The sequence below is a fragment of the Bacteroides sp. AM16-24 genome, assembly GCF_003471885.1.
GTDB lineage: Bacteria > Bacteroidota > Bacteroidia > Bacteroidales > Bacteroidaceae > Bacteroides.
The window spans coordinates 75,550-96,032 of the sequence record NZ_QRKI01000015.1; the positions used below are offsets into that span (position 1 = coordinate 75,550).

21 protein-coding genes and 1 tRNA gene are annotated in these 20,483 nt (G+C 41.9%); 16 read left to right on the plus strand and 6 right to left on the minus strand.

What is annotated here, in order from left to right; translation table 11 throughout:
- The first annotated feature begins 102 nt into the window (after positions 1 to 102).
- The 6 genes from DW182_RS16480 to DW182_RS16505 all read left to right on the plus strand — a co-directional run bounded on the left by DW182_RS16480 (position 103) and on the right by DW182_RS16505 (position 7,816).
- Positions 103 to 2,346, plus strand: coding sequence for an aconitate hydratase (locus DW182_RS16480; protein WP_117692349.1), 2,244 nt, complete (start codon positions 103 to 105; stop codon positions 2,344 to 2,346).
- 4 nt (positions 2,347 to 2,350) lie between these two features.
- Positions 2,351 to 3,499, plus strand: a complete 1,149-nt coding sequence (icd, locus tag DW182_RS16485) for an NADP-dependent isocitrate dehydrogenase (protein ID WP_118296247.1) — start codon at positions 2,351 to 2,353, stop codon at positions 3,497 to 3,499.
- Positions 3,500 to 3,524: 25 nt separating this feature from the next.
- The gene (locus DW182_RS16490; RefSeq protein WP_118296216.1) at positions 3,525 to 4,868 is read left to right on the plus strand and encodes a citrate/2-methylcitrate synthase; all 1,344 of its coding nucleotides are present in this window, start codon (positions 3,525 to 3,527) and stop codon (positions 4,866 to 4,868) included.
- Positions 4,869 to 4,951: 83 nt separating this feature from the next.
- On the plus strand, positions 4,952 to 5,713 hold the full coding sequence (locus DW182_RS16495; RefSeq protein WP_118296217.1) for a DUF1295 domain-containing protein: 762 nt from the start codon (positions 4,952 to 4,954) through the stop codon (positions 5,711 to 5,713).
- Positions 5,714 to 5,750: 37 nt separating this feature from the next.
- A complete protein-coding gene (locus tag DW182_RS16500; RefSeq protein ID WP_118296218.1) occupies positions 5,751 to 6,971 on the plus strand; it encodes an NADH:flavin oxidoreductase in 1,221 nt (406 codons plus the stop codon).
- Positions 6,971 to 7,816, plus strand: a complete 846-nt coding sequence (locus DW182_RS16505; RefSeq protein WP_118296219.1) for an SDR family oxidoreductase — start codon at positions 6,971 to 6,973, stop codon at positions 7,814 to 7,816. Before DW182_RS16500 ends, DW182_RS16505 begins: the two co-directional genes overlap by 1 nt.
- A gap of 55 nt (positions 7,817 to 7,871) precedes the next feature.
- Here DW182_RS16505 and pfkA read toward each other — a convergent pair whose 3' ends face one another.
- From pfkA to porQ, 4 genes are all read right to left on the minus strand, one after another.
- The gene (pfkA, locus tag DW182_RS16510; RefSeq protein WP_007659890.1) at positions 7,872 to 8,852 is read right to left on the minus strand and encodes a 6-phosphofructokinase; all 981 of its coding nucleotides are present in this window, start codon (positions 8,850 to 8,852) and stop codon (positions 7,872 to 7,874) included.
- A gap of 100 nt (positions 8,853 to 8,952) precedes the next feature.
- Positions 8,953 to 9,825: a 4-hydroxy-3-methylbut-2-enyl diphosphate reductase gene (locus tag DW182_RS16515; protein WP_118296248.1), complete on the minus strand. Its 873-nt coding sequence runs from the start codon at positions 9,823 to 9,825 to the stop codon at positions 8,953 to 8,955.
- A gap of 128 nt (positions 9,826 to 9,953) precedes the next feature.
- Entirely contained in the window at positions 9,954 to 10,643 is a 690-nt protein-coding gene (gene cmk, locus DW182_RS16520) for a (d)CMP kinase (protein WP_118296220.1), read from the minus strand.
- 22 nt (positions 10,644 to 10,665) lie between these two features.
- On the minus strand, positions 10,666 to 11,631 hold the full coding sequence (gene porQ / locus DW182_RS16525) for a type IX secretion system protein PorQ (RefSeq protein ID WP_118296221.1): 966 nt from the start codon (positions 11,629 to 11,631) through the stop codon (positions 10,666 to 10,668).
- Between the two features lie 206 nt (positions 11,632 to 11,837).
- Between porQ and DW182_RS16530 the strand changes: the two genes are divergently transcribed.
- The 9 genes from DW182_RS16530 to DW182_RS16575 all read left to right on the plus strand — a co-directional run bounded on the left by DW182_RS16530 (position 11,838) and on the right by DW182_RS16575 (position 17,807).
- On the plus strand, positions 11,838 to 12,524 hold the full coding sequence (locus tag DW182_RS16530; protein ID WP_007659882.1) for an energy transducer TonB: 687 nt from the start codon (positions 11,838 to 11,840) through the stop codon (positions 12,522 to 12,524).
- A gap of 81 nt (positions 12,525 to 12,605) precedes the next feature.
- Positions 12,606 to 13,580, plus strand: coding sequence for a polyprenyl synthetase family protein (locus tag DW182_RS16535; protein ID WP_118296222.1), 975 nt, complete (start codon positions 12,606 to 12,608; stop codon positions 13,578 to 13,580).
- An 18-nt stretch (positions 13,581 to 13,598) separates the two neighbouring features.
- Complete coding sequence (locus tag DW182_RS16540) at positions 13,599 to 14,312, plus strand: hypothetical protein (protein WP_007659880.1); 714 nt, start codon at positions 13,599 to 13,601, stop codon at positions 14,310 to 14,312.
- Positions 14,309 to 15,088, plus strand: coding sequence for a TatD family hydrolase (locus tag DW182_RS16545; RefSeq protein ID WP_118296223.1), 780 nt, complete (start codon positions 14,309 to 14,311; stop codon positions 15,086 to 15,088). Before DW182_RS16540 ends, DW182_RS16545 begins: the two co-directional genes overlap by 4 nt.
- 162 nt (positions 15,089 to 15,250) lie before the next feature.
- A tRNA-Ser gene (locus tag DW182_RS16555) sits at positions 15,251 to 15,338 on the plus strand.
- 80 nt (positions 15,339 to 15,418) lie between these two features.
- On the plus strand, positions 15,419 to 16,222 hold the full coding sequence (locus DW182_RS16560; RefSeq protein WP_007659875.1) for a MotA/TolQ/ExbB proton channel family protein: 804 nt from the start codon (positions 15,419 to 15,421) through the stop codon (positions 16,220 to 16,222).
- Positions 16,223 to 16,227: 5 nt separating this feature from the next.
- Positions 16,228 to 16,713, plus strand: a complete 486-nt coding sequence (locus DW182_RS16565; protein WP_007218977.1) for a hypothetical protein — start codon at positions 16,228 to 16,230, stop codon at positions 16,711 to 16,713.
- Between the two features lie 36 nt (positions 16,714 to 16,749).
- On the plus strand, positions 16,750 to 17,343 hold the full coding sequence (locus tag DW182_RS16570; RefSeq protein WP_118296224.1) for a biopolymer transporter ExbD: 594 nt from the start codon (positions 16,750 to 16,752) through the stop codon (positions 17,341 to 17,343).
- On the plus strand, positions 17,343 to 17,807 hold the full coding sequence (locus tag DW182_RS16575) for a biopolymer transporter ExbD (RefSeq protein WP_007210400.1): 465 nt from the start codon (positions 17,343 to 17,345) through the stop codon (positions 17,805 to 17,807). Before DW182_RS16570 ends, DW182_RS16575 begins: the two co-directional genes overlap by 1 nt.
- A 61-nt stretch (positions 17,808 to 17,868) precedes the next feature.
- On the opposite strand, the gene DW182_RS16580 is transcribed toward DW182_RS16575, so the two are convergent.
- Both DW182_RS16580 and DW182_RS16585 read right to left on the minus strand, forming a co-directional pair.
- Positions 17,869 to 18,405, minus strand: a complete 537-nt coding sequence (locus DW182_RS16580; protein WP_118296225.1) for a GNAT family N-acetyltransferase — start codon at positions 18,403 to 18,405, stop codon at positions 17,869 to 17,871.
- Between the two features lie 30 nt (positions 18,406 to 18,435).
- The gene (locus DW182_RS16585) at positions 18,436 to 19,713 is read right to left on the minus strand and encodes an IgA Peptidase M64 (protein WP_007667935.1); all 1,278 of its coding nucleotides are present in this window, start codon (positions 19,711 to 19,713) and stop codon (positions 18,436 to 18,438) included.
- 292 nt (positions 19,714 to 20,005) lie between these two features.
- On the opposite strand from DW182_RS16585, the gene DW182_RS16590 reads away from it, so the two are divergent.
- Positions 20,006 to 20,482: an Lrp/AsnC family transcriptional regulator gene (locus tag DW182_RS16590; RefSeq protein ID WP_007667933.1), complete on the plus strand. Its 477-nt coding sequence runs from the start codon at positions 20,006 to 20,008 to the stop codon at positions 20,480 to 20,482.
- Position 20,483: the final 1 nt, after the last annotated feature.

Consider the following 20,483-nt stretch of genomic DNA (forward strand, 5'->3'; position numbering starts at 1 on the left):
GAAGAAAAGCTTTAATTTGTTAAACCTTTAACGATTTTAGTTTGTTTATTATATTAATTTGTAATCTTTACAATATTGAAAAACTAAAAAATAAATGTGATTATGGTGTATGACGTAACTATGTTAAAGGCCTTTTATGCTTCTTATAAGGGGAAAATGGAACACGTGCGGGCGGTACTGCAACGTCCGCTGACATTAGCAGAAAAGATTTTGTATGCTCATCTGTTTGATGAGAAGGGAGTAAAAGACTACAAAAGGGGAGAAGATTATGTAAACTTCCGCCCTGACCGTGTAGCAATGCAGGATGCAACCGCCCAAATGGCATTGCTGCAATTTATGAATGCAGGTCGCGAACAAGTTGCCGTACCTTCGACAGTACATTGCGACCATCTGATACAGGCCTATAGGGGAGCCCGGGAAGATATTGCCACTGCTACCAAGACAAATGAAGAAGTATACGATTTCTTGCGTGATGTTTCTTCCCGGTACGGTATAGGTTTCTGGCAACCGGGTGCGGGTATTATTCATCAGGTGGTATTGGAAAATTATGCCTTTCCTGGTGGAATGATGGTAGGAACGGACTCGCATACGCCCAATGCAGGCGGTCTAGGTATGGTTGCCATCGGCGTCGGTGGTGCTGATGCGGTGGATGTGATGACCGGTATGGAATGGGAATTGAAAATGCCTCGCTTGATTGGTGTACATCTGAAAGGTGAACTGAATGGTTGGGCGGCTCCAAAAGATGTGATTCTGAAGTTGGCAGGTATCCTGACGGTTAAAGGCGGTACAAATGCAATCATTGAATATTTTGGACCGGGCACGGCTTCTTTGTCCGCTACCGGTAAGGCAACTATTTGTAATATGGGTGCCGAAGTCGGTGCCACCACGTCACTTTTCCCTTATGATGATCGTATGGCTACTTATCTGAAAGCTACCGGAAGAGAAGAAGTGGCAGAGATGGCTGATTCTGTGGCGGGGGATCTTCGTGCAGATGCCGACATCATGATTGCTCCGGAGAAGTATTACGACCGGGTAATTGAGATTGACCTTTCCAGGCTGGAACCTTATATTAATGGTCCCTTTACTCCCGATGCCGCTACGCCTATTTCTGAATTTGCAGAAAAAGTACTGGTTAACGGTTATCCACGCAAGATGGAAGTCGGATTGATAGGTTCATGCACCAATTCATCCTATCAGGATTTAAGTCGTGCCGTTTCCCTGGCCCGTCAGGTTGAAGAGAAGCACCTGAAAGTAGCCGCTCCCCTGATTGTGAACCCCGGTTCCGAACGGATACGGGCTACGGCAGAGCGTGACGGAATGATAGGAACTTTTGAGAAAGTCGGTGCTACAATTATGGCAAATGCCTGCGGTCCCTGTATTGGTCAGTGGAAACGTGAGACAGATAACCCTACTCGCAAGAATTCTATCGTAACCTCTTTCAACCGTAATTTTGCCAAACGTGCAGACGGTAATCCGAATACGTATGCCTTTGTCGCGTCTCCCGAATTGACTATGGCACTGACGATTGCCGGAGACCTTTGTTTCAATCCGCTGACAGATGTATTGGTGAATCGTGAAGGTGAAAAAGTAAAACTCTCCGAACCTGTGGGTGAAGAATTGCCGCCGAAAGGATTTGCCGAAGGTAGTGAAGGGTATATGGCTCCCAGCTGTGAGAAGACGGAAATCAATGTGAACCCTCATTCGCAACGACTCCAATTGCTACAACCATTCCCTGCCTGGGAAGGAACTGATTTGCTTAATATGCCATTACTGATTAAGGCACAGGGCAAATGTACTACAGATCATATCTCAATGGCAGGTCCGTGGCTTCGTTTCCGTGGACATCTGGAGAATATCTCAGACAATATGCTGATGGGTGCTGTGAATGCTTTCAATGGAGAAACTAATAGTGTATGGAATCGCTCTACCAATACATACGGTCCGGTTTCCGGTACGGCAAAGATGTATAAGTCTGAAGGGATCTCTTCCGTTGTAGTAGCCGAAGAAAATTATGGTGAAGGTTCCAGTCGTGAACATGCCGCTATGGAGCCCCGTTTCCTGAATGTTCGTGTGATCTTGGCAAAGAGTTTTGCCAGGATCCATGAAACGAACCTAAAGAAACAAGGTATGCTGGCATTGACTTTTGTGGATAAAGCCGATTATGATAAGATTCAGGAACATGATTTAATTTCGGTAATCGGATTGATGGATTTTGCTCCCCGCCGTAATCTTAAGATTGTCCTTCACCACGAAGATGGTACGAAGGATAGCTTCGAAGCTCAACATACGTATAATGAACAGCAGATAGGCTGGTTCCGTGCCGGTTCTGCTCTTAATGCAAGATAGAAAGATGGATAAAATTACAGTACCTTTTATTACCGGTGATGGGGTAGGAGTTGAAATTACTCCTTCTATGCAAGCTATTGTGAATGCTGCCGTGCAGAAAGCATATAGTGGACAACGGCAAATTGAATGGATGGAAGTGTGGGCAGGCGAACGGGCTTTTGAAAAATGTGGCCTGTGGTTACCTGATGAAACGATGGAAGCTTTCCGTGATTACAAAGTGGGTATCAAAGGTCCGCTGACTACACCTGTCGGTGGTGGTATCCGTTCACTAAACGTGGCATTGCGCCAAACGTTGGATTTGTATGTATGCCTGCGTCCGGTTCGTTGGTATCAGGGGATTCACTCTCCGGTTCGTCATCCGGAGAAGGTGAACATGTGTGTATTCCGTGAAAATACGGAAGATATTTATGCCGGTATCGAGTGGGAAGCCGGTACACCGGAGGCTGAGAAGTTCTATAAGTTTCTGCACGATGAGATGGGGGTGAAGAAAGTACGGTTCCCCGAGACATCTTCTTTCGGTGTGAAACCTGTTTCAAAAGAAGGAACGGAACGATTGGTGCGGGCTGCCTGTCGGTATGCACTTGAGAATAACCTGCCTTCCGTGACATTGGTGCACAAGGGAAATATTATGAAGTTTACCGAAGGTGGTTTCAAAAAGTGGGGCTACGAATTGGCTGAACGTGAATTTGGAGAAGCATTGGCTGACGGAAAGCTGGTGATAAAAGATTGCATTGCGGATGCTTTCCTGCAAAATACCTTGTTGATTCCTGAAGAATACTCTGTGATTGCTACCCTTAACCTGAATGGAGATTATATTTCCGATCAGTTGGCTGCCATGGTGGGCGGTATCGGCATTGCTCCCGGAGCAAATATCAACTACCAGACCGGACATGCCATCTTTGAAGCCACCCATGGTACGGCACCGAATATTGCAGGTAAAGATATTGTGAATCCCTGTTCCATCATTCTGTCTGCCGTAATGATGCTCGAATACTTCGGTTGGAAAGAATCTGCTTCCTTGATAGAACATGCCCTGGAACAAAGTTTCCTTGATGCCCGTGCTACCGCTGACTTGGCGCGCTTCATGCCCGGCGGTGTCTCTTTGTCCACTTCTGCCTTTACCCGGGAGATAGTGGAAAGAATTGAAAAATAATACTAACGATTAAAACGATACGAAAATGAAGAAGGAATATTTAGTTTATAAGCTTTCCGAGGATATGAAGGAAGCGGTTCGGATTGATACCGAATTGTTCTCCAAATTTGATGTGAAGCGCGGTTTGCGCAATGAAGACGGCACAGGTGTGTTGGTCGGGCTCACCAGAATTGGTAATGTAGTGGGGTATGAACGTGTTCCGGGCGGTGGCTTGAAACCTATCCCGGGTAAGTTGTTCTACCGTGGTTATGATGTAGAGGATATTGTTCATGCTTTTGTTAAAGAGAAGCGTTTCGGATTCGAGGAAGTGGCTTATCTGTTGTTGTCCGGCAATCTGCCTGATAAAGAAGAACTGGCTTCTTTCCGTGAACTTATCAATGACAACATGCCGTTGGAACAGAAAACCAAGATGAATATTATCGAACTGGAAGGAAATAATATTATGAATATCCTGGCACGCAGTGTACTCGAGATGTACCGTTTTGACCCTGCTGCCGATGATACTTCCCGTGACAATCTGATGCGCCAGAGCATTGATTTGATTTCCAAGTTCCCGACCATTATTGCGTATGCATATAATATGTTGCGCCATGCCACTTTCGGTCGTTCATTGCATATTCGCCATCCGCAGGAAAATCTTTCTATTGCCGAAAATTTCCTCTATATGCTGAAACGCAATTATACGCAGTTGGAGGCTCGTACGCTCGACCTTTTGTTGGTGCTTCAGGCAGAGCATGGTGGTGGTAATAACTCCACTTTCACGGTTCGTGTTACTTCTTCTACCGGAACGGATACATACTCATCCATTGCCGCAGGTATCGGCTCGTTGAAAGGTCCGCTTCATGGCGGTGCAAATATTCAGGTGGCTGATATGTTCCATCACTTACAGGAGAATATTCAGGACTGGACAAGTGTGGATGAGATCGACACTTACTTCACCCGGATGCTGAATAAGGAAGTTTATAACAAGACCGGATTGATTTATGGTATCGGACATGCTGTTTATACGATTTCCGATCCACGTGCTATCTTACTAAAAGAACTGGCTCGTGATCTTGCCCGGGAAAAGGGTAAAGAGCGCGAATTTGCTTTCCTTGAACTCTTGGAAGAACGCGCTATCGAAACTTTCGGTCGCGTGAAGAATAATGGAAAGACGGTATCGAGCAACGTTGATTTCTATTCCGGCTTTGTTTATGAAATGATTGGATTACCGCAGGAAATCTTTACGCCATTGTTTGCTATGGCTCGTATCGTCGGCTGGTGTGCGCACCGTAATGAAGAATTGAACTTTGAAGGCAAGCGTATCATTCGTCCGGCATACAAAAATGTACTTGAAGATACGACTTACGTACCTATCAAGAAACGATAAATACTTGTAAACTATTTAGGGGAGAAAAGTTTTCTTTCTCCTCCTTTTTATATATCTTTGCCCGTACTTAAATCGAAACAAGTATGGAACAAGGGACTTTTCAGCTATTTCTTGGTGCCATGAGCATCATCGCACTGTTTGTATTTATCGCACTTTATTTTGTCAAAGCGGGATATGGAATGTTTCGCACTGCATCTTGGGGCATTTCCATTAATAATAAATTGGCATGGATGTTGATGGAGGCACCTGTATTTATTGTGATGTTATTACTTTGGTGGAATTCAGCACGATATAATTCAATTGCTCCCCTAATTTTTTTTCTTTTATTTCAATTACATTATTTCCAGCGCGCCTTTGTGTTTCCTTTCCTGCTGAAGGGAAAGAGTCGTATGCCGCTTGTCATTATGATGATGGGAATGCTGTTTAACCTTCTGAATGGCTTTATGCAAGGAGAATGGCTTTTTTATCTGGCTCCTGAACTTTTTTATACACCGGAGTGGTTGATGACTCCTCAGTTTATTATTGGAGTGTTGCTATTCTTTATCGGAATGGGGATCAACTGGTATTCGGATTATGTAATCCGCCATCTTCGTAAACCGGGAGATACGCGGCATTACCTTCCATCGCAGGGGATGTATCGTTATGTCACCTCTGCCAATTACTTTGGTGAAATCATAGAATGGGCAGGATGGGCTATATTGACCTGGTCGCTCTCCGGACTGGTTTTCCTGTGGTGGACAGTGGCTAATCTGGTTCCTCGTGCCAATGCCATCTGGCATCGTTATAAAGAAGAATTTGGAGATGCGGTGGGAAACCGAAAACGTGTTTTTCCGTTCCTTTATTAATCTCTCGCTTATAAATCACAAATCATAAATAATACTCATGAGCAAGTTATTTACTCCTGTAACTTTAGGGCCGCTGACTTTACGGAATCGTACTATCCGTTCGGCGGCATTTGAAAGTATGTGTCCGGGTAATGCCCCTTCGCAAATGTTGCTTGACTATCACCGTTCAGTTGCGGCTGGAGGTGTTGGAATGACTACTGTGGCCTATGCAGCTGTCACCCAAAGTGGTTTGTCGTTCGACCGCCAATTGTGGATGCGGTCTGAAATTATCCCCGGATTAAAAGAACTGACAGATGCTGTACATGCCGAAGGTGCAGCAGCAGCTATCCAGTTGGGACATTGTGGCAATATGTCACATAAAAGTATCTGTGGTGTTACTCCTGTCGGAGCTTCCACCGGTTTCAATCTTTACTCACCGACTTTTGTTCGTGGCTTGAAAAAAGAGGAATTGCCGGAGATGGCACGTGCGTACGGCCATGCTGTGAATTTGGCCCGTGAGGCAGGCTTTGATGCTGTTGAAATACATGCCGGACATGGATATTTGATTTCTCAGTTCCTTTCTCCTTACACGAATCGCCGTAAGGATTGCTTTGGTGGTTCTTTGGAAAATCGGATGCGTTTTATGGATATGGTAATGGAGGAGGTGATGAAAGCTGCCGGAACGGACATGGCTGTATTGGTGAAAATGAATATGCGTGATGGTTTCCGTGGCGGGATGGAAATGGATGAAACTATGCAGGTGGCAAAACGCTTGGAACAATCAGGAGCTCATGCATTAGTATTAAGTGGAGGCTTTGTTAGTAAAGCTCCTATGTATGTGATGCGTGGTCGGATGCCTATCCGTACTATGACTCATTATATGAATTGCTGGTGGTTGAAGTATGGAGTGCGAATGGTAGGAAAGTGGATGATACCGACCGTTCCTTTCAAGGAGGCTTACTTTTTGGAAGATGCGTTGAAGTTCCGGGCAGAAATTAAGATGCCATTGGTGTATGTGGGTGGCTTAGTTTCGCGTGAGAAAATAGATGAGGTGCTGAATGATGGTTTTGAAGCTGTGCAGATGGCACGTGCCCTGCTTAATGAACCGGGGTTTGTTAACCGCATGCGTGAAGAAGAGAAAGCGCGCTGTAATTGTAAACATAGTAATTATTGTATTGCACGGATGTATTCCATCGAGATGGCATGCCATCAGCATTTGAATGAAGAACTTCCGGCCGGTTTGAAACGGGAAATTACAAAAATAGAAGCAAAAGGATAATGAAACAGAAACTTGCAGTTATAACTGGAGCAGATGGTGGCATGGGAATGGAGATTACACGCGCTGTTGCCACCGCCGGATATAAAGTCATTATGGCGTGTCGTGATCCTGAAATCGCAGAAGAGAAGCGTCAGTTAATAATGCGGGAAACAGGAAATATAGCATTGGAAATAGTACCGGTCAATCTTGCTTCTTTATCTTCTACGGCTTCTTTTGCCAATGAACTTCTTCAGCGTGGAGAAGCTATCACCTTGTTAATGAACAATGCCGGTACTATGGAAACGAAACGTCGTATTACCGAAGATGGATTGGAACGTACAGTGAGTGTCAATTATGTAGCTCCTTATCTATTGACTCGTAAATTGTTACCACTGATGGGGGAGGGAAGCCGGATTGTAAACATGGTGTCTTGCACTTATGCCATCGGTAAACTGGATTTTCCTGACTTCTTTTTGCGTGGAAAGAAAGGCGCTTTCTGGCGTATTCCGATTTATAGTAATACGAAATTGGCATTAACTTTGTTTACAATAGCTCTATCGGAGAAGGTGAAAGAAAAAGGAATTGTTGTCAATGCTGCCGATCCGGGTATTGTTTCCACCCCAATCATTACGATGCATATGTGGTTTGATCCGTTGACGGATATCTTTTTCCGCCCTTTCATACGTACGCCTCGCCAAGGAGCAGCGACGGCCATCAGTTTGTTGCTGGATGAAGATGCGGGAAAACGTACCGGAACGTTGAATGTAAGTTGCCATCCTAAACAGCTTGCAGAGAAATTCTTTCATCATGTACAGATGAAGGAACTATGGGATAAGACAGAAGAAATTGTAGCAAAATGGCTATAATGCAAAAGCGCGGATGAAATTCATCCGCGCTTTTGCATATTTCACTATATTCTAATTAAATAGAGAGTTCTCTCAATACATTTACCAAGTCTTTCTTGATTGGCTTATCATTCTTGATAGCTTTTGTGAAAGGAACGTATACTACTTCATCATGTTCGATACCAATCATCACGTTCCGTTGTCCTTCCATGATGGCATCGATAGCTGCTGCGCCGAGTCGGCTGGCAAGGATACGGTCGTGAGCAGTAGGGCTTCCACCGCGCTGCAAGTGGCCAAGGATGGTAACACGTACATCGTATTGAGGATATTCATTCTTCACACGCTCTGCAAAGTGCATGGCTCCACCTGTCAGTTCGCTTTCCGCAACAATTACAATACTACTGTTTTTGGATTTGCGGAAACCATTCTTGATGAATTCTTCCAGTTGATCGACTTCCGTACTGAACTCCGGAATGATAGCGGCCTCTGCACCTGAGGCGATGGCACCGTTCAATGCAAGGAAACCAGCGTCACGTCCCATTACTTCCACGAAAAACAAACGCTCATGAGAAGTAGCGGTATCGCGGATTTTATCCACTGCATCCAGAATGGTATTCAAAGCTGTATCATAACCGATAGTCGTATCTGTTCCGTACAAGTCATTATCGATAGTACCCGGCAATCCTATACAAGGTACATCGAACTCTTGTGCGAAAATACGTGCACCTGTCAATGAACCGTCACCACCAATGATAACCAAGGCATCAATGCCTTCCTTTTTCATATTATCATACGCAATCTGGCGTCCTTCGGGAGTAGTGAATTCCTGACAACGAGCTGTTTTCAGGATAGTACCACCTAATTGTATGATATTACTTACGTTCTGGCTTTTGAATTCTTTGATTTCGCCGGTTACCAGACCTCTGTAACCTCTATATATACCTTTTACTTGTAATCCGTTGTAAATAGCAGCACGTGTTACTGCACGAATAGCAGCGTTCATTCCCGGTGCATCACCACCGGATGTCAAAATACCTATGCACTTAACTGTTCCCATAACAATCTTTTAGTTTGGTTTAAATAATCGACGCAAAGATAGCAAAAAGCTGAGGGCGTGATTCATATTTAACGTTAATTTGTTGTTTCAAAACGGTGACTTATTGTCCTGTAAGTCGTGATTGAATGGCCTTTGAAATTTCTTCCATCAGCCATTTGGGAGTGGAGGTTGCTCCACATACTCCGATAGAGGAAGCTCCGGTAAGCAGAGAACTGTCTATCTCTTCAGCACTGTCTATCAAATGGGAATTAGGGTTGACTTTTTGGCATTCGCTGAACAGCATTTTCCCATTGGAACTTTTCTTGCCACTTACGAAGAATACCAGATCGTGCGAAGCGGCAAATTTCCGTATGTTCGGAATACGATTGGCTACTTGCCGGCAGATGGTATCGTAATATTCGAATGTGACATCAGGCGAGATATGTTCTTTGATGTATTCTACGATTTTCTGGAATTCATCCAGTGACTTTGTTGTCTGCGAATATAAACGGATGCTTCTGGTGAAATCCAGTTTTTTAGCTTCTTCCAACTTTTCTATGACAATTGCTTCTCCGGTAGTTTGTCCTACTAAACCAAGGACTTCCGCATGACCGGTTTTTCCATAGATAACGATTTGTTTATCCTCGGTATCTTTTTGAGTATATTCTTGCTTGATTTTCTTTTGTAAGCGGAGTACTACCGGGCAAGTGGCATCAATGATTTCAATATTATTGCGACGGGCAATTTCATAGGTTTCGGGCGGTTCTCCATGGGCACGTAGCAAAACTTTGGCATCGTGCAAATGATTAAAGTCATCATGATTGATAGTGATGAGGCCCATCTCTTTCAGGCGCTCCACTTCACGGCTATTGTGCACGATGTCTCCCAGGCAATATAAAGTGCCTCCATTGGCTAGCTCTTCTTCAGCTTTATTTATTGCAGTGACTACACCGAAACAGAAGCCAGAACCTTCATCTATTTCTACTTTTACCATAATATAATATGTTGATATAGAGATTGTAAACGGACCTTCGGAAGGGCTACACCCTTTACGGCCCAAGGCTACACCCTTTGTCTTGGATGGCTACACCTTTTACGGCATAAGGCTACACCCTTTTTCCTTTATCTCTTAATGATCTTATTGAATTGCTCTTGCAACCATTCCTTTTGTTGAGGAATAGTCATATCAGTATTGTCCAACAGCAATGCGTCATCTGCTTTGCGAAGCGGGCTTACTTCTCTATTCTGATCGATATAATCTCGTTGCTTTACGTTCTCAAGTATTTCATCAAAACTGGCTTCTTGTCCTTTGGTCTTTAATTCATCATAGCGACGTTGTGCACGGATTTCGGGCGTGGCAGTTACAAATATTTTTAGTTCAGCATCTGGAAAAACCGTAGTTCCGATATCACGTCCATCCATGACAATACCTTTGGAATTGCCCATTGCTTGTTGCTGTGCTACCATTGCTTCGCGTACAAACCCTAAAGTTGCAATGGGACTAACATGGGAAGAAACTTCCATGCTGCGGATTTTATTTTCTACATTTACTCCATTCAGATAGGTGTCCGGGCGTCCGGTTTCAGGGTTTAATTGAAAGGAGATATGGATATTATCTATTTCTTTCCGGAGTCTTTCCGTATCGATGGCATTTCCCTGAAAGATGCTATTTTCTATACTGTATAAAGTGACTGCACGATACATGGCGCCACTGTCGATGTATATGTAACCTATTTCACGGGCAAGATCTTTTGCCATGGTACTTTTTCCACAGGAGGAAAAGCCGTCGATTGCGATAGTTATCTTTTTCATTTTGAGTTATACTATTTATATATTATAAGGTATATGACAAATTAAATATAAGTGAGGATGAACTCACATGATATTTGGCATATGCCATCCCCAATTTCAATCGTTTTAACTGAATACCTGTGCCACAAGTAAAACCTGCCCAATGGCTTGAACCGTTTATTTTCATTTCTTCTCCACGGCGGAAGTTGTATCCGGCTGCCAGGTAAAAATTGCTGGTTGGAAGGAAATCAATGCCAAGGGAGATATGATTTAACAATTTCTTTCCGAAATTGTTTGCTGCTGTGGTTGATGAACTCCAGTGTGTCAGGTCATGTAGAGTAAATGAGAGCCTGAAAGGAGCATGTGCCAGTCGTTTGCTAAAACCAAGCTGTACGTCGGCAGGTAGCTTTTCATGCCGTTCTTCGAAAGCTTTCAGTTGTCCTCCCAAATTGCGTGCAACAAGTGAAGCGGAAAAGTCTGACTCCTGATGATAGTAATTCAATCCCAAATCAATGCCAATTGCGAATGAAGAGTACTTATCATAATGAGAATAAATGAAGTTTGTGCGGACACCACCACTCCAATAATCACTTAAATCATAGGTATAAATGCCCGATATGGAAATATCTTTGGCAGAGAAAGTGCCGATTTCTATATTTTCTTCGGTGGTTTCTTTTAATTCTCCGTAATCTACATATTGAGCGGTTACCGCCCAAGTGGAACGCTCGCCTGCTGTACGTGCGAATGCGGCTCCTCCAACATTGACACCATCCATATAGAGCATGTAATTCAGGTTGAGAGTTTTATCCGCTACACACGAAAGAAGGGCGGGATTTTGGACAGCCATCGTTAAATCGTCTTCTATAATAGAAATATTTTCTCCACCCAATGCCGATGCGTGGGCAGAAAAAGGAAGCTTTAAAAATTGGAAGGCGCTGGTTCCGTCTTGCGCACGTAAAACGGAGAAAATCAGTAGTAGTAGCACCGTAATAAAAGACTTTTTCAACATTTCATTTAAAATTATTGCCAAAGATACGGTATTTTTAAAATATCTCGTTACATTTGTGGCACAAAAGCGCAGGTGTGCTTTTTGAAGGATAAAAAAAACAAAAATGGGTGTATATTGTCTTAAAAAAGATAGTACGGATGGACGTTTTGCAGAAAAAGTACTATATTTGCCCAAAATGAGAAACACGTTAAAATAATATTATAATTATGGAAATTAAGAAAACACCTAAAGCAGATTTGGAGAACAAAAAATCGACTTGGATGCTTATTGGTTATGTTATTGTGCTGGCTTTTATGTTTATAGCATTTGAATGGACAAAGCGCGATATCAAGATCGATACAAGCCAGGCTCTTACTGATCTCTATTTTGAGGAAGAAATGGTTCCTATTACTGAACAAGAAGAAAAGGTCGCTCCTCCTCCTCCAGAAGTAGCTCCGATTAACGAAACATTGGAAATCGTAGCTGATGATGCTGATGTGGAAGAAACAGTGATCGCTTCTTCTGAGGAAACAGGTCAGGCAGTAGAGGTAAAATATGTGCCTGTAACTGTTGTTGAAGAAGAACCGGAAGAACAAACCATTTTTGAGGTTGTAGAACAAATGCCTGAATTCCCGAATGGTGGTATGGCTGGTTTGATGCAATTCTTGAGCAAGAACATCAAATATCCTACTATTGCACAGGAAAACGGTACTCAAGGTCGTGTAACAGTACAATTCGTTGTTAATAAGGACGGTAGTATTGTAGACGCTAAAGTCATAAGAGGTGTTGACCCCTATTTGGATAAAGAAGCGCTCCGTGTGATTGGTACCATGCCGAAGTGGAAGCCTGGTATGCAACGTGGTAAACCTGTACGCGTTAAATATACAGTGCCTGTAATGTTCAGATTGCAGTAATAACGTTATCTATATAAAAAAAGAGGCTGCTTTTCGGCAGCCTCTTTTTATTCTTACTATTCTCCTTAATTTATAATCACTATGTTTACAGCTTCTGAGCTTCTTGAAAAAATTAATTCTCATATTGCTGATTTACAGTTTACACGTACTCCAAAGGGATTGTATGCTCCGGTGGAATATGTTCTGTCTATGGGTGGAAAGCGAATTCGTCCGGTATTAATGTTGATGGCTTATAATTTATATCAGGAAGATGTGACTCGTATCTATGCTCCGGCTACAGGTATTGAAGTTTATCATAATTATACCCTTCTTCATGATGATTTGATGGATCGTGCCGATCGCCGTAGAGGTAAAGAGACGGTTCACAAAGTCTGGAATGATAATACCGCGATTCTTTCGGGCGATGCGATGTTGATTTTAGCTTATCAGTTTATGGCAGAGTGCTCTCCGGTCTTTTTGAAGGAAGTTATGGATCTTTTTAGTCTGACAGCTCTTGAAATTTGTGAAGGTCAGCAAATGGATATGGAGTTCGAACAGAGAAATGATGTAACAGCAGAAGAGTATCTGGAAATGATTCGTCTGAAAACAGCAGTTTTATTGGCTGCAAGTTTACGAATCGGTGCCCGCTTGGGAGGTGCTTCAGCAGAAGATGCAGATCGTTTATATGATTTTGGAATGCAAATAGGAGTTGCTTTCCAATTGAAAGATGATCTTTTGGATGTCTATGGTAATGCTAAAGTCTTTGGAAAGAATATTGGTGGAGATATCCTTTGCAATAAAAAAACTTATATGCTGATTAAGGCATTTGAACATGCCGATGCGGGTCAACGTAACCAGTTGAATCATTGGATTCAGGCGGAAAACTTTCAGCCCGCTGAAAAAATTGCTGCTGTGACGGAACTCTATAATCAGATTGGTGTAAAAGCTATTTGCGAGAATCAAATGTTGGAGTATAGCAATCGTGCGATGGAAAGTTTAGCGGCTGTCAGTGTTGCAGAGGAAAAGAAAGAAGAACTTAAAAAGATAATAGAGAATTTGATGCATAGAGAGGTTTAATAGTGTCTTTTTGGATTTATGCCTTATAGAAGATTACCAAATACAGATCAGGCGAGAATACGGGCACTGAAAGCAGTGGTTGCGAAAGCTGATGTCCAGAACCTTTATGATTTGGCAGTTTCCCTGAAGACGTTGACAGAGGCCCGGAATTTCTTGACGAGGTTTGAGGCTGCCCAGTCTTATTATTTGCAATGTTTTGAACGTCAGTCGCAGGCTGGTCATAAGCATCAGGCCAATGTAAAGATGGCGCGTTTGTATGTATCTCATTTTATTCAGGTATTGAATTTAGCTGTAATACGTTCGGAAGTACGTGTTGCTCACAAAGCATATTATGGCTTACCGGGAGATAGTACAAATGTTCCGGATTTATCAACAGAAACAGCATTAGTGGAATGGGGACGAAAAATTATAGATGGAGAGGCTAAACGAACTTCACAGGGCGGAATTCCTATTTATAATCCTACAATAGCCAAGGTTAGAGTGCATTATGATATCTTTACAGATAGTTATGACCGACAAAAAAATCTGCAAGCTTTGACAGCGCGTAGTTTAGAATCTCTTTCTGCTATGCGAACCACAGCAGATGAATTGATTTTAGATATTTGGAACCAGGTTGAAAAAAAGTTTGAAGATGTTTCTCCAAATGAGAAACGTTTGGATTTGTGCCGTGATTACGGATTAATTTACTATTACCGTACCGGTGAAAAACGAAAAGAAGAAGTAAATAAATGAGATTGATAGATACACATTCCCATCTCTTTTTAGAAGAATTTTCAGAAGATTTACCGCAAGTTATTGAGCGTGCCCGTTCTGCAGGAATCACTCATATCTTTATGCCTAATATCGACAGTACGACAATTGATTCAATGTTATCGGTATGTAATACCTATAATGATTATTGTTTTCCTATGATAGGACTGCATCCTACTTCTGTTAATGCCGATTATGAAAAAGAACTGGAGATTGTGGCTCGTGAACTAAGGTCTTTCAATAAGTATATTGCAATAGGGGAGGTTGGTATGGATCTTTATTGGGATAAAACTTTTCTGAAAGAACAGCAGATTGTATTAGATAAGCAAATCAATTGGGCTTTGGAATATGACCTTCCTGTCGTTATTCATTGTCGGGATGCCTTTGGCTATATATATAATGTACTGGAACCTTACAAGAATACTTCTTTAAAAGGAGTTTTCCACAGTTTCACGGGTACTGATGATGAGGCTGCCCGGATTCTGGAGTTTTCAGGTTTTCTAATTGGAATTAATGGTGTGGTCACTTTTAAAAAGTCGCGCCTTCCGGAAGTTTTGACTAAAATACCTTTGGAGAAGGTTGTTCTTGAAACGGATTCCCCTTATCTCACTCCGGTTCCGAATCGTGGTAAGAGAAATGAAAGCGCATATGTGAAGGATACTTTGATGAAGGTTTCTGATATCTACCGGATGTCTCCGGAGGCCGTTGGACGTGTTACTTCCGAGAACGCTTTAAAAGTGTTTGGAATGCTCAAATAACATCGTAAAGATTTTAAAGTTTATTAATTTTGAGATTTTATTAAAGATAAAACGGAGAGAATGAGGGGCAAGAACGAAAAAAAGAATACATTTGTAGCTGAAAACGCTTGTGGTTCGCATTTTTTTTGTAATTTGCAGCCGTTTTTGAAAGAGGCGTCTATTGGAGAGATGCTCGAGTGGTTGAAGAGGCACGCCTGGAAAGCGTGTATACCTCTAAAGGGTATCCGGGGTTCGAATCCCCGTCTCTCCGCAGAATGAAAGAAGGAAACAAAAATAATAAATGAATATAATAAACAATTTAATTAATTAATCTTAAAAATTAGACACACAATGAAAAAGTTATTTGCAATTGTTGCTGTGATGGGAGTCTTAACATTTGGCTCAACTCAACTTGCTCAGGCTCAAGATGCTCCTGCAGCTGAACAAACAGAACAAGCTGCTCCTGCAGCTCAAGCAGCTCCTGCTGGTGATGCTACTGTAGAGGCAGAAGAAGGTGGTATTCACAAGGAAATCAAGACTAAATTTATTGAAGGTACTGCATCTTTCATGAGTTTGGTTGCTATCGCTTTGGTTATCGGTCTTGCATTCTGTATTGAACGTATCATTTATCTGAGCTTGGCTGAAATCAACACAAAGAAATTCTTGGCTGCTATTGAAGCTGCTTTGGAAAAAGGCGACGTAGAAGCTGCTAAAGACATCGCACGTAATACAAGAGGTCCTATCGCTTCTATCTATTACCAAGGCTTATTGAGAATTGATCAAGGTCTTGACGTAGTTGAGAAGTCAGTAGTATCTTATGGTGGTGTACAAGCTGGTTACTTGGAAAAAGGTTGCTCTTGGATCACATTGTTCATCGCAATGGCTCCGTCTTTGGGATTCTTGGGTACTGTAATTGGTATGGTGCAAGCATTTGATAAGATCCAACAAGTAGGTGATATCTCTCCGACGGTTGTAGCAGGTGGTATGAAAGTTGCCTTGATTACAACTATTTTCGGTTTGATCGTTGCTTTGATTCTGCAGGTATTCTACAATTATATCCTGTCTAAGATCGAGGCTTTGACCAGCGAAATGGAAGATTCTTCTATCACTCTGTTGGATATGGTTATCAAATATAACTTGAAATACAAAAAATAAGAGAAATGGCTAAATTATCATATAGAGTATCATATTACGTACTGTATGTTTTATTCGCCGCTATTTTAGTAGTATTGGGCTTATTCTACTTCGGTGGAGATGCTCAGGGCGATGCAGTACTGACGGGTGTTGATCCCGAGATGTGGCAGCCTGCACAGACAGAAAGTCTGCTGTACTTGATGTATGGTTTGTTTGCTTTGACTGTTGTTGCAATGGTAGCTGCGTTTATCCTGCAATTTGGTAGCGCATTAAAAGATAATCCTGTAAAAGCTTTGAAATCACTACTAGGTGTTATTTTATTGGTTGTCGTAATGATCGTTGCTTGGTCTATGGGTAGTGGAGAACAGATGAATATACCAGGTTATAGTGGAACTGATAATGTTCCGTTCTGGCTAAAGGTTACTGATATGTTCCTGTATACTATTTATTTCTTACTGGGAGCAACTGTTCTTGCAATGCTTTTCAGTAGTATTAAAAAGAAATTATCATAATCGATTGAGGGAACTCGATCTAATGGAGTAATTACAATGGCAAAAGGAAAAAGAAAAGTTCCTGATATAAACTCAAGTTCTACAGCGGATATTGCTTTCCTATTGTTGATCTTCTTCTTGATTACGACTTCTATGGATACGGACCGTGGTTTGGCAAGACGTTTGCCGCCACCACCCGAAACAGAAGATAGAAAGGATGATTCAGATAAGGTTAAGGAGCGTAACGTTATGACAGTCTTCCTAAACATGAACGACCAGTTGATGGCTAATGGAGACTATATCAATGTAGATCAATTGAGAGATAAGGCAAAAGAATTCATTGCTAACCCGTATAATGATGAAACCAAACCGGAAAAGCATGCAAAAGAGATACCTTTCTTTGGTACTATGCAGGTTACGGAAAAGCATGTAGTTTCTTTGCGTTGCGACCGTGGATCTTCCTACAAGGCATATTTGGCTGTTCAGAATGAACTGGTGGCTGCTTATAATGAGCTGAGAGAAGAATTGTCTCAGGAAAAGTTTGGCAAAAATTATGCCGCTTTGGATGAAGATCAACAAAAAGCAATTCGTGATGTATATCCTCAGAAGATTTCTGAGGCAGAACCTAAAAAGTACGGAGAAAAGAAGTAATGGGAAAATTTAATAAGACTGGTAAACGCGAAATGCCTGCGTTGAATACTTCTTCTCTGCCTGACCTTATCTTTACTCTGTTGTTCTTCTTTATGATTGTAACAACAATGCGTGAGGTAACATTAAAGGTTGAGTTTAAGGTTCCGCAAGCTACAGAATTGGAAAAACTGGAAAAGAAATCTTTGGTTACGTTTATCTATGTAGGAAAACCTACAGCTGAGTTTCGTAAGAAACTGGGCAATGAAAGCCGTATCCAATTGAATGATAGCTATGCTGAAGTTGCTGAAATTCAGGACTACATTATTGGTGAACGTGCCAGTATGAAGGAGGAAGATCAGCCTCAGATGACTGTTTCTTTGAAAGTTGACCAAGATACGAAAATGGGTATCGTAACAGATATCAAAGAGGCTCTTCGTAAAGCTTATGCATTGAAACTTAACTATTCTGCGCAACCGCGTCAGTAAGAAGTTAATCAAACTATAAAAAAATAAAGGGTGCTTATTTCGAATAAGCACCCTTTATTTTTTATCCCCTTACATTATATACTTCTCTGTATATAGAGTCTTTTACTGTTTCAAAATCTCTTTCACACTCTAAATCTCCATGGGCCATAAGCAACATTGGAAGATATTCATCTGTAGGTCTGTATGGAGGTTGAAGATATGGTTTTTCCCAGAGCACGAATCCTTGGCGCTTATAGAAATTAATACGTCTTTGGGCCATTTCTTCTTCCAGCATTTCCACTTCCAGGACAATAGGGTGTTGAAGCAACTGACATAAATGATTTAAAACATTCTTTCCATGTCCGCCATTACGCTGGGCTGGATCTACGGCGAAATGTTCGACATAGTAGAATTTGCCGAAATCCCAATAGGTAATGAATCCTACAGGAGTATCATGATGGAAAATAATATTGTTATAGAAGTGAGGTCTGCTATCGGTGTACAGACGAAGCTCCTCTAAGGGGCGGTGTTCTTCCGGTGGGAAGGCAGCGGTTATCAACTGTTCCATGTACTCATACAAAAATCCATCAGCGGTGCTGATGCGTTGAAGTCTGATCATAATGTTGGTCTTTAAAGTTTAGTTCTCTTATTATTTTGTATAAAAATCAATTAGTCTTTGCAGTGCTCGTTGGCATACCGGACAAAATGTAGGATGTTCATTGGTACGCATGCGGCAGTTATCAGCAGGACGGAATATCCCTTTGGCAGAATATCCGCCTCCTTCATACACTCCTACCGGATACTTAGCCTGTTCGCTGACAGGGGTAGGGACAGGAGTACCTTTGACAAGCATATCTTCCCATTTTGAAGCAAAATCTACGCGTGTACTTATGTTCTGTTCCCAAGGTTCTGTATCCAATGGGTAAGTATCTGTCATGACGTCATCATTGTAGAAGTACTCGTCAGCTAATCCTCCGAAGCTGTGCCCAAATTCATGCACAACTACCGGGCGGAACATCGGATGGTGTGCAGTGGTTAAAGTATATGCATTATAGATACCGCCACCACCATATTCTTCAGTATTGGCGAGAATAATAATGTGTTCATAAGGTATTCCGGCTAAAGCATCGTGTATGGATTTGACACACCGGGTCGTCAGGTAACGATCAGAATAGAATGTGCTGAAATGCGAGTTAAAAGCCGTATGCTTCCATTCTCCTAAACGGGGGACACTTACACCACTGTCATCAGAAGGACTGGCGACTGCTACAATATTGAAGCGATCTTTCATACTTTTGAATGGTTCGTGTGAAAATAGACTCTTACAGGCGATTTCCGCATCCTGATAGAATACGTCCATCTCGGCAGGCGTATATCCTTCGGCAAGGATGGCTACGTCGATACATTTATCTGTTTCACCACTTTTTAGCAGGTACTTATGCGGAGTGATATGTGCAGTCCCTTTTTGATGAATAAGTACATCATCCGGGCGAACAGTGTGTTTCAGACATGTACGCACTTCTTTTCTCGGACTTAACAATGTGATTTCTATTTCCACGGGGCGGAGTGGATAGGGGAGTAAAAATGTATTTTCAAATCCTTTGCTGATGACCTTAGCTTCATCCGTCTCCAGCCATTCTTGAAAGAGGGAAGAAAAAGAAGTCGTATAGACTGTTTTTCCACTTTCCAAATCCTTCATGATAATTTGTCCGTTACCTTGCAAAGGTAGTTCGGCCAAATGATGGCGTCTTCCGGCCCATGATGGAAGTACGGATAGCTCGTCCAGGCAAACATTTTGGCAAGAAGCGTCTCCTGTAAAGATATAATCAACACGCAATGTCTTATCGGCAAAATACTCAGTGTAGTTTTGCGCATGGCCTACTGTTAGTATCAGCAAGCATAATGCAAGTACAAGATATTTTTTCATAGCAATCTTATTTTGTAGTTATAGGCAAAGATAATGCAAATTGAGCGCATAACTTTCATGCTTGCATGAAAAAGTTATGCCGAGATGCAGCTTATCTTCTTTAAAGATAATGCAAATTGAGCGCATAACTTTCATGCATGTATGAGAAAATAATGCCGAGTGTGGGTTTATTCATTTTTTAGCAAGAAAAGTAATAAATCGTATTTTAATTGGGAAAGATTTTGCTAACTTTGCATATTACTGTATGAGAATACGGTAAAGCAATCGTTATTTATTAATCATAAATTAAGAAATGGGACATCATCAATTGGATACTTTAGACGAGCAGATACTGAAATTGATTGCAGATAATGCCCGTATTCCTTTTCTGGAAGTGGCAAGAGCTTGTAATGTTTCCGGCGCAGCCATACATCAACGCATACAAAAACTGACGAATTTAGGTATTTTAAAAGGATCGGAATACGTTATCGATCCGGAAAAGATCGGTTATGAAACTTGTGCCTATATTGGTATTTACCTGAAAGATCCGGAATCATTTGACGCAGTGACAAAGGCGCTTGAAGCTATTCCGGAAATTGTGGAATGTCACTTTACGACAGGTAAATATGATATGTTTATCAAACTTTACGCACGCAATAACCACCATTTGCTGAGCATTATCCATGATAAATTACAGCCACTGGGGTTAGCGCGCACTGAAACACTGATATCTTTCCATGAAGCCATTAAGCGGCAGATGCCAATCATGGTGGAGGTCGATGAAGATTAGG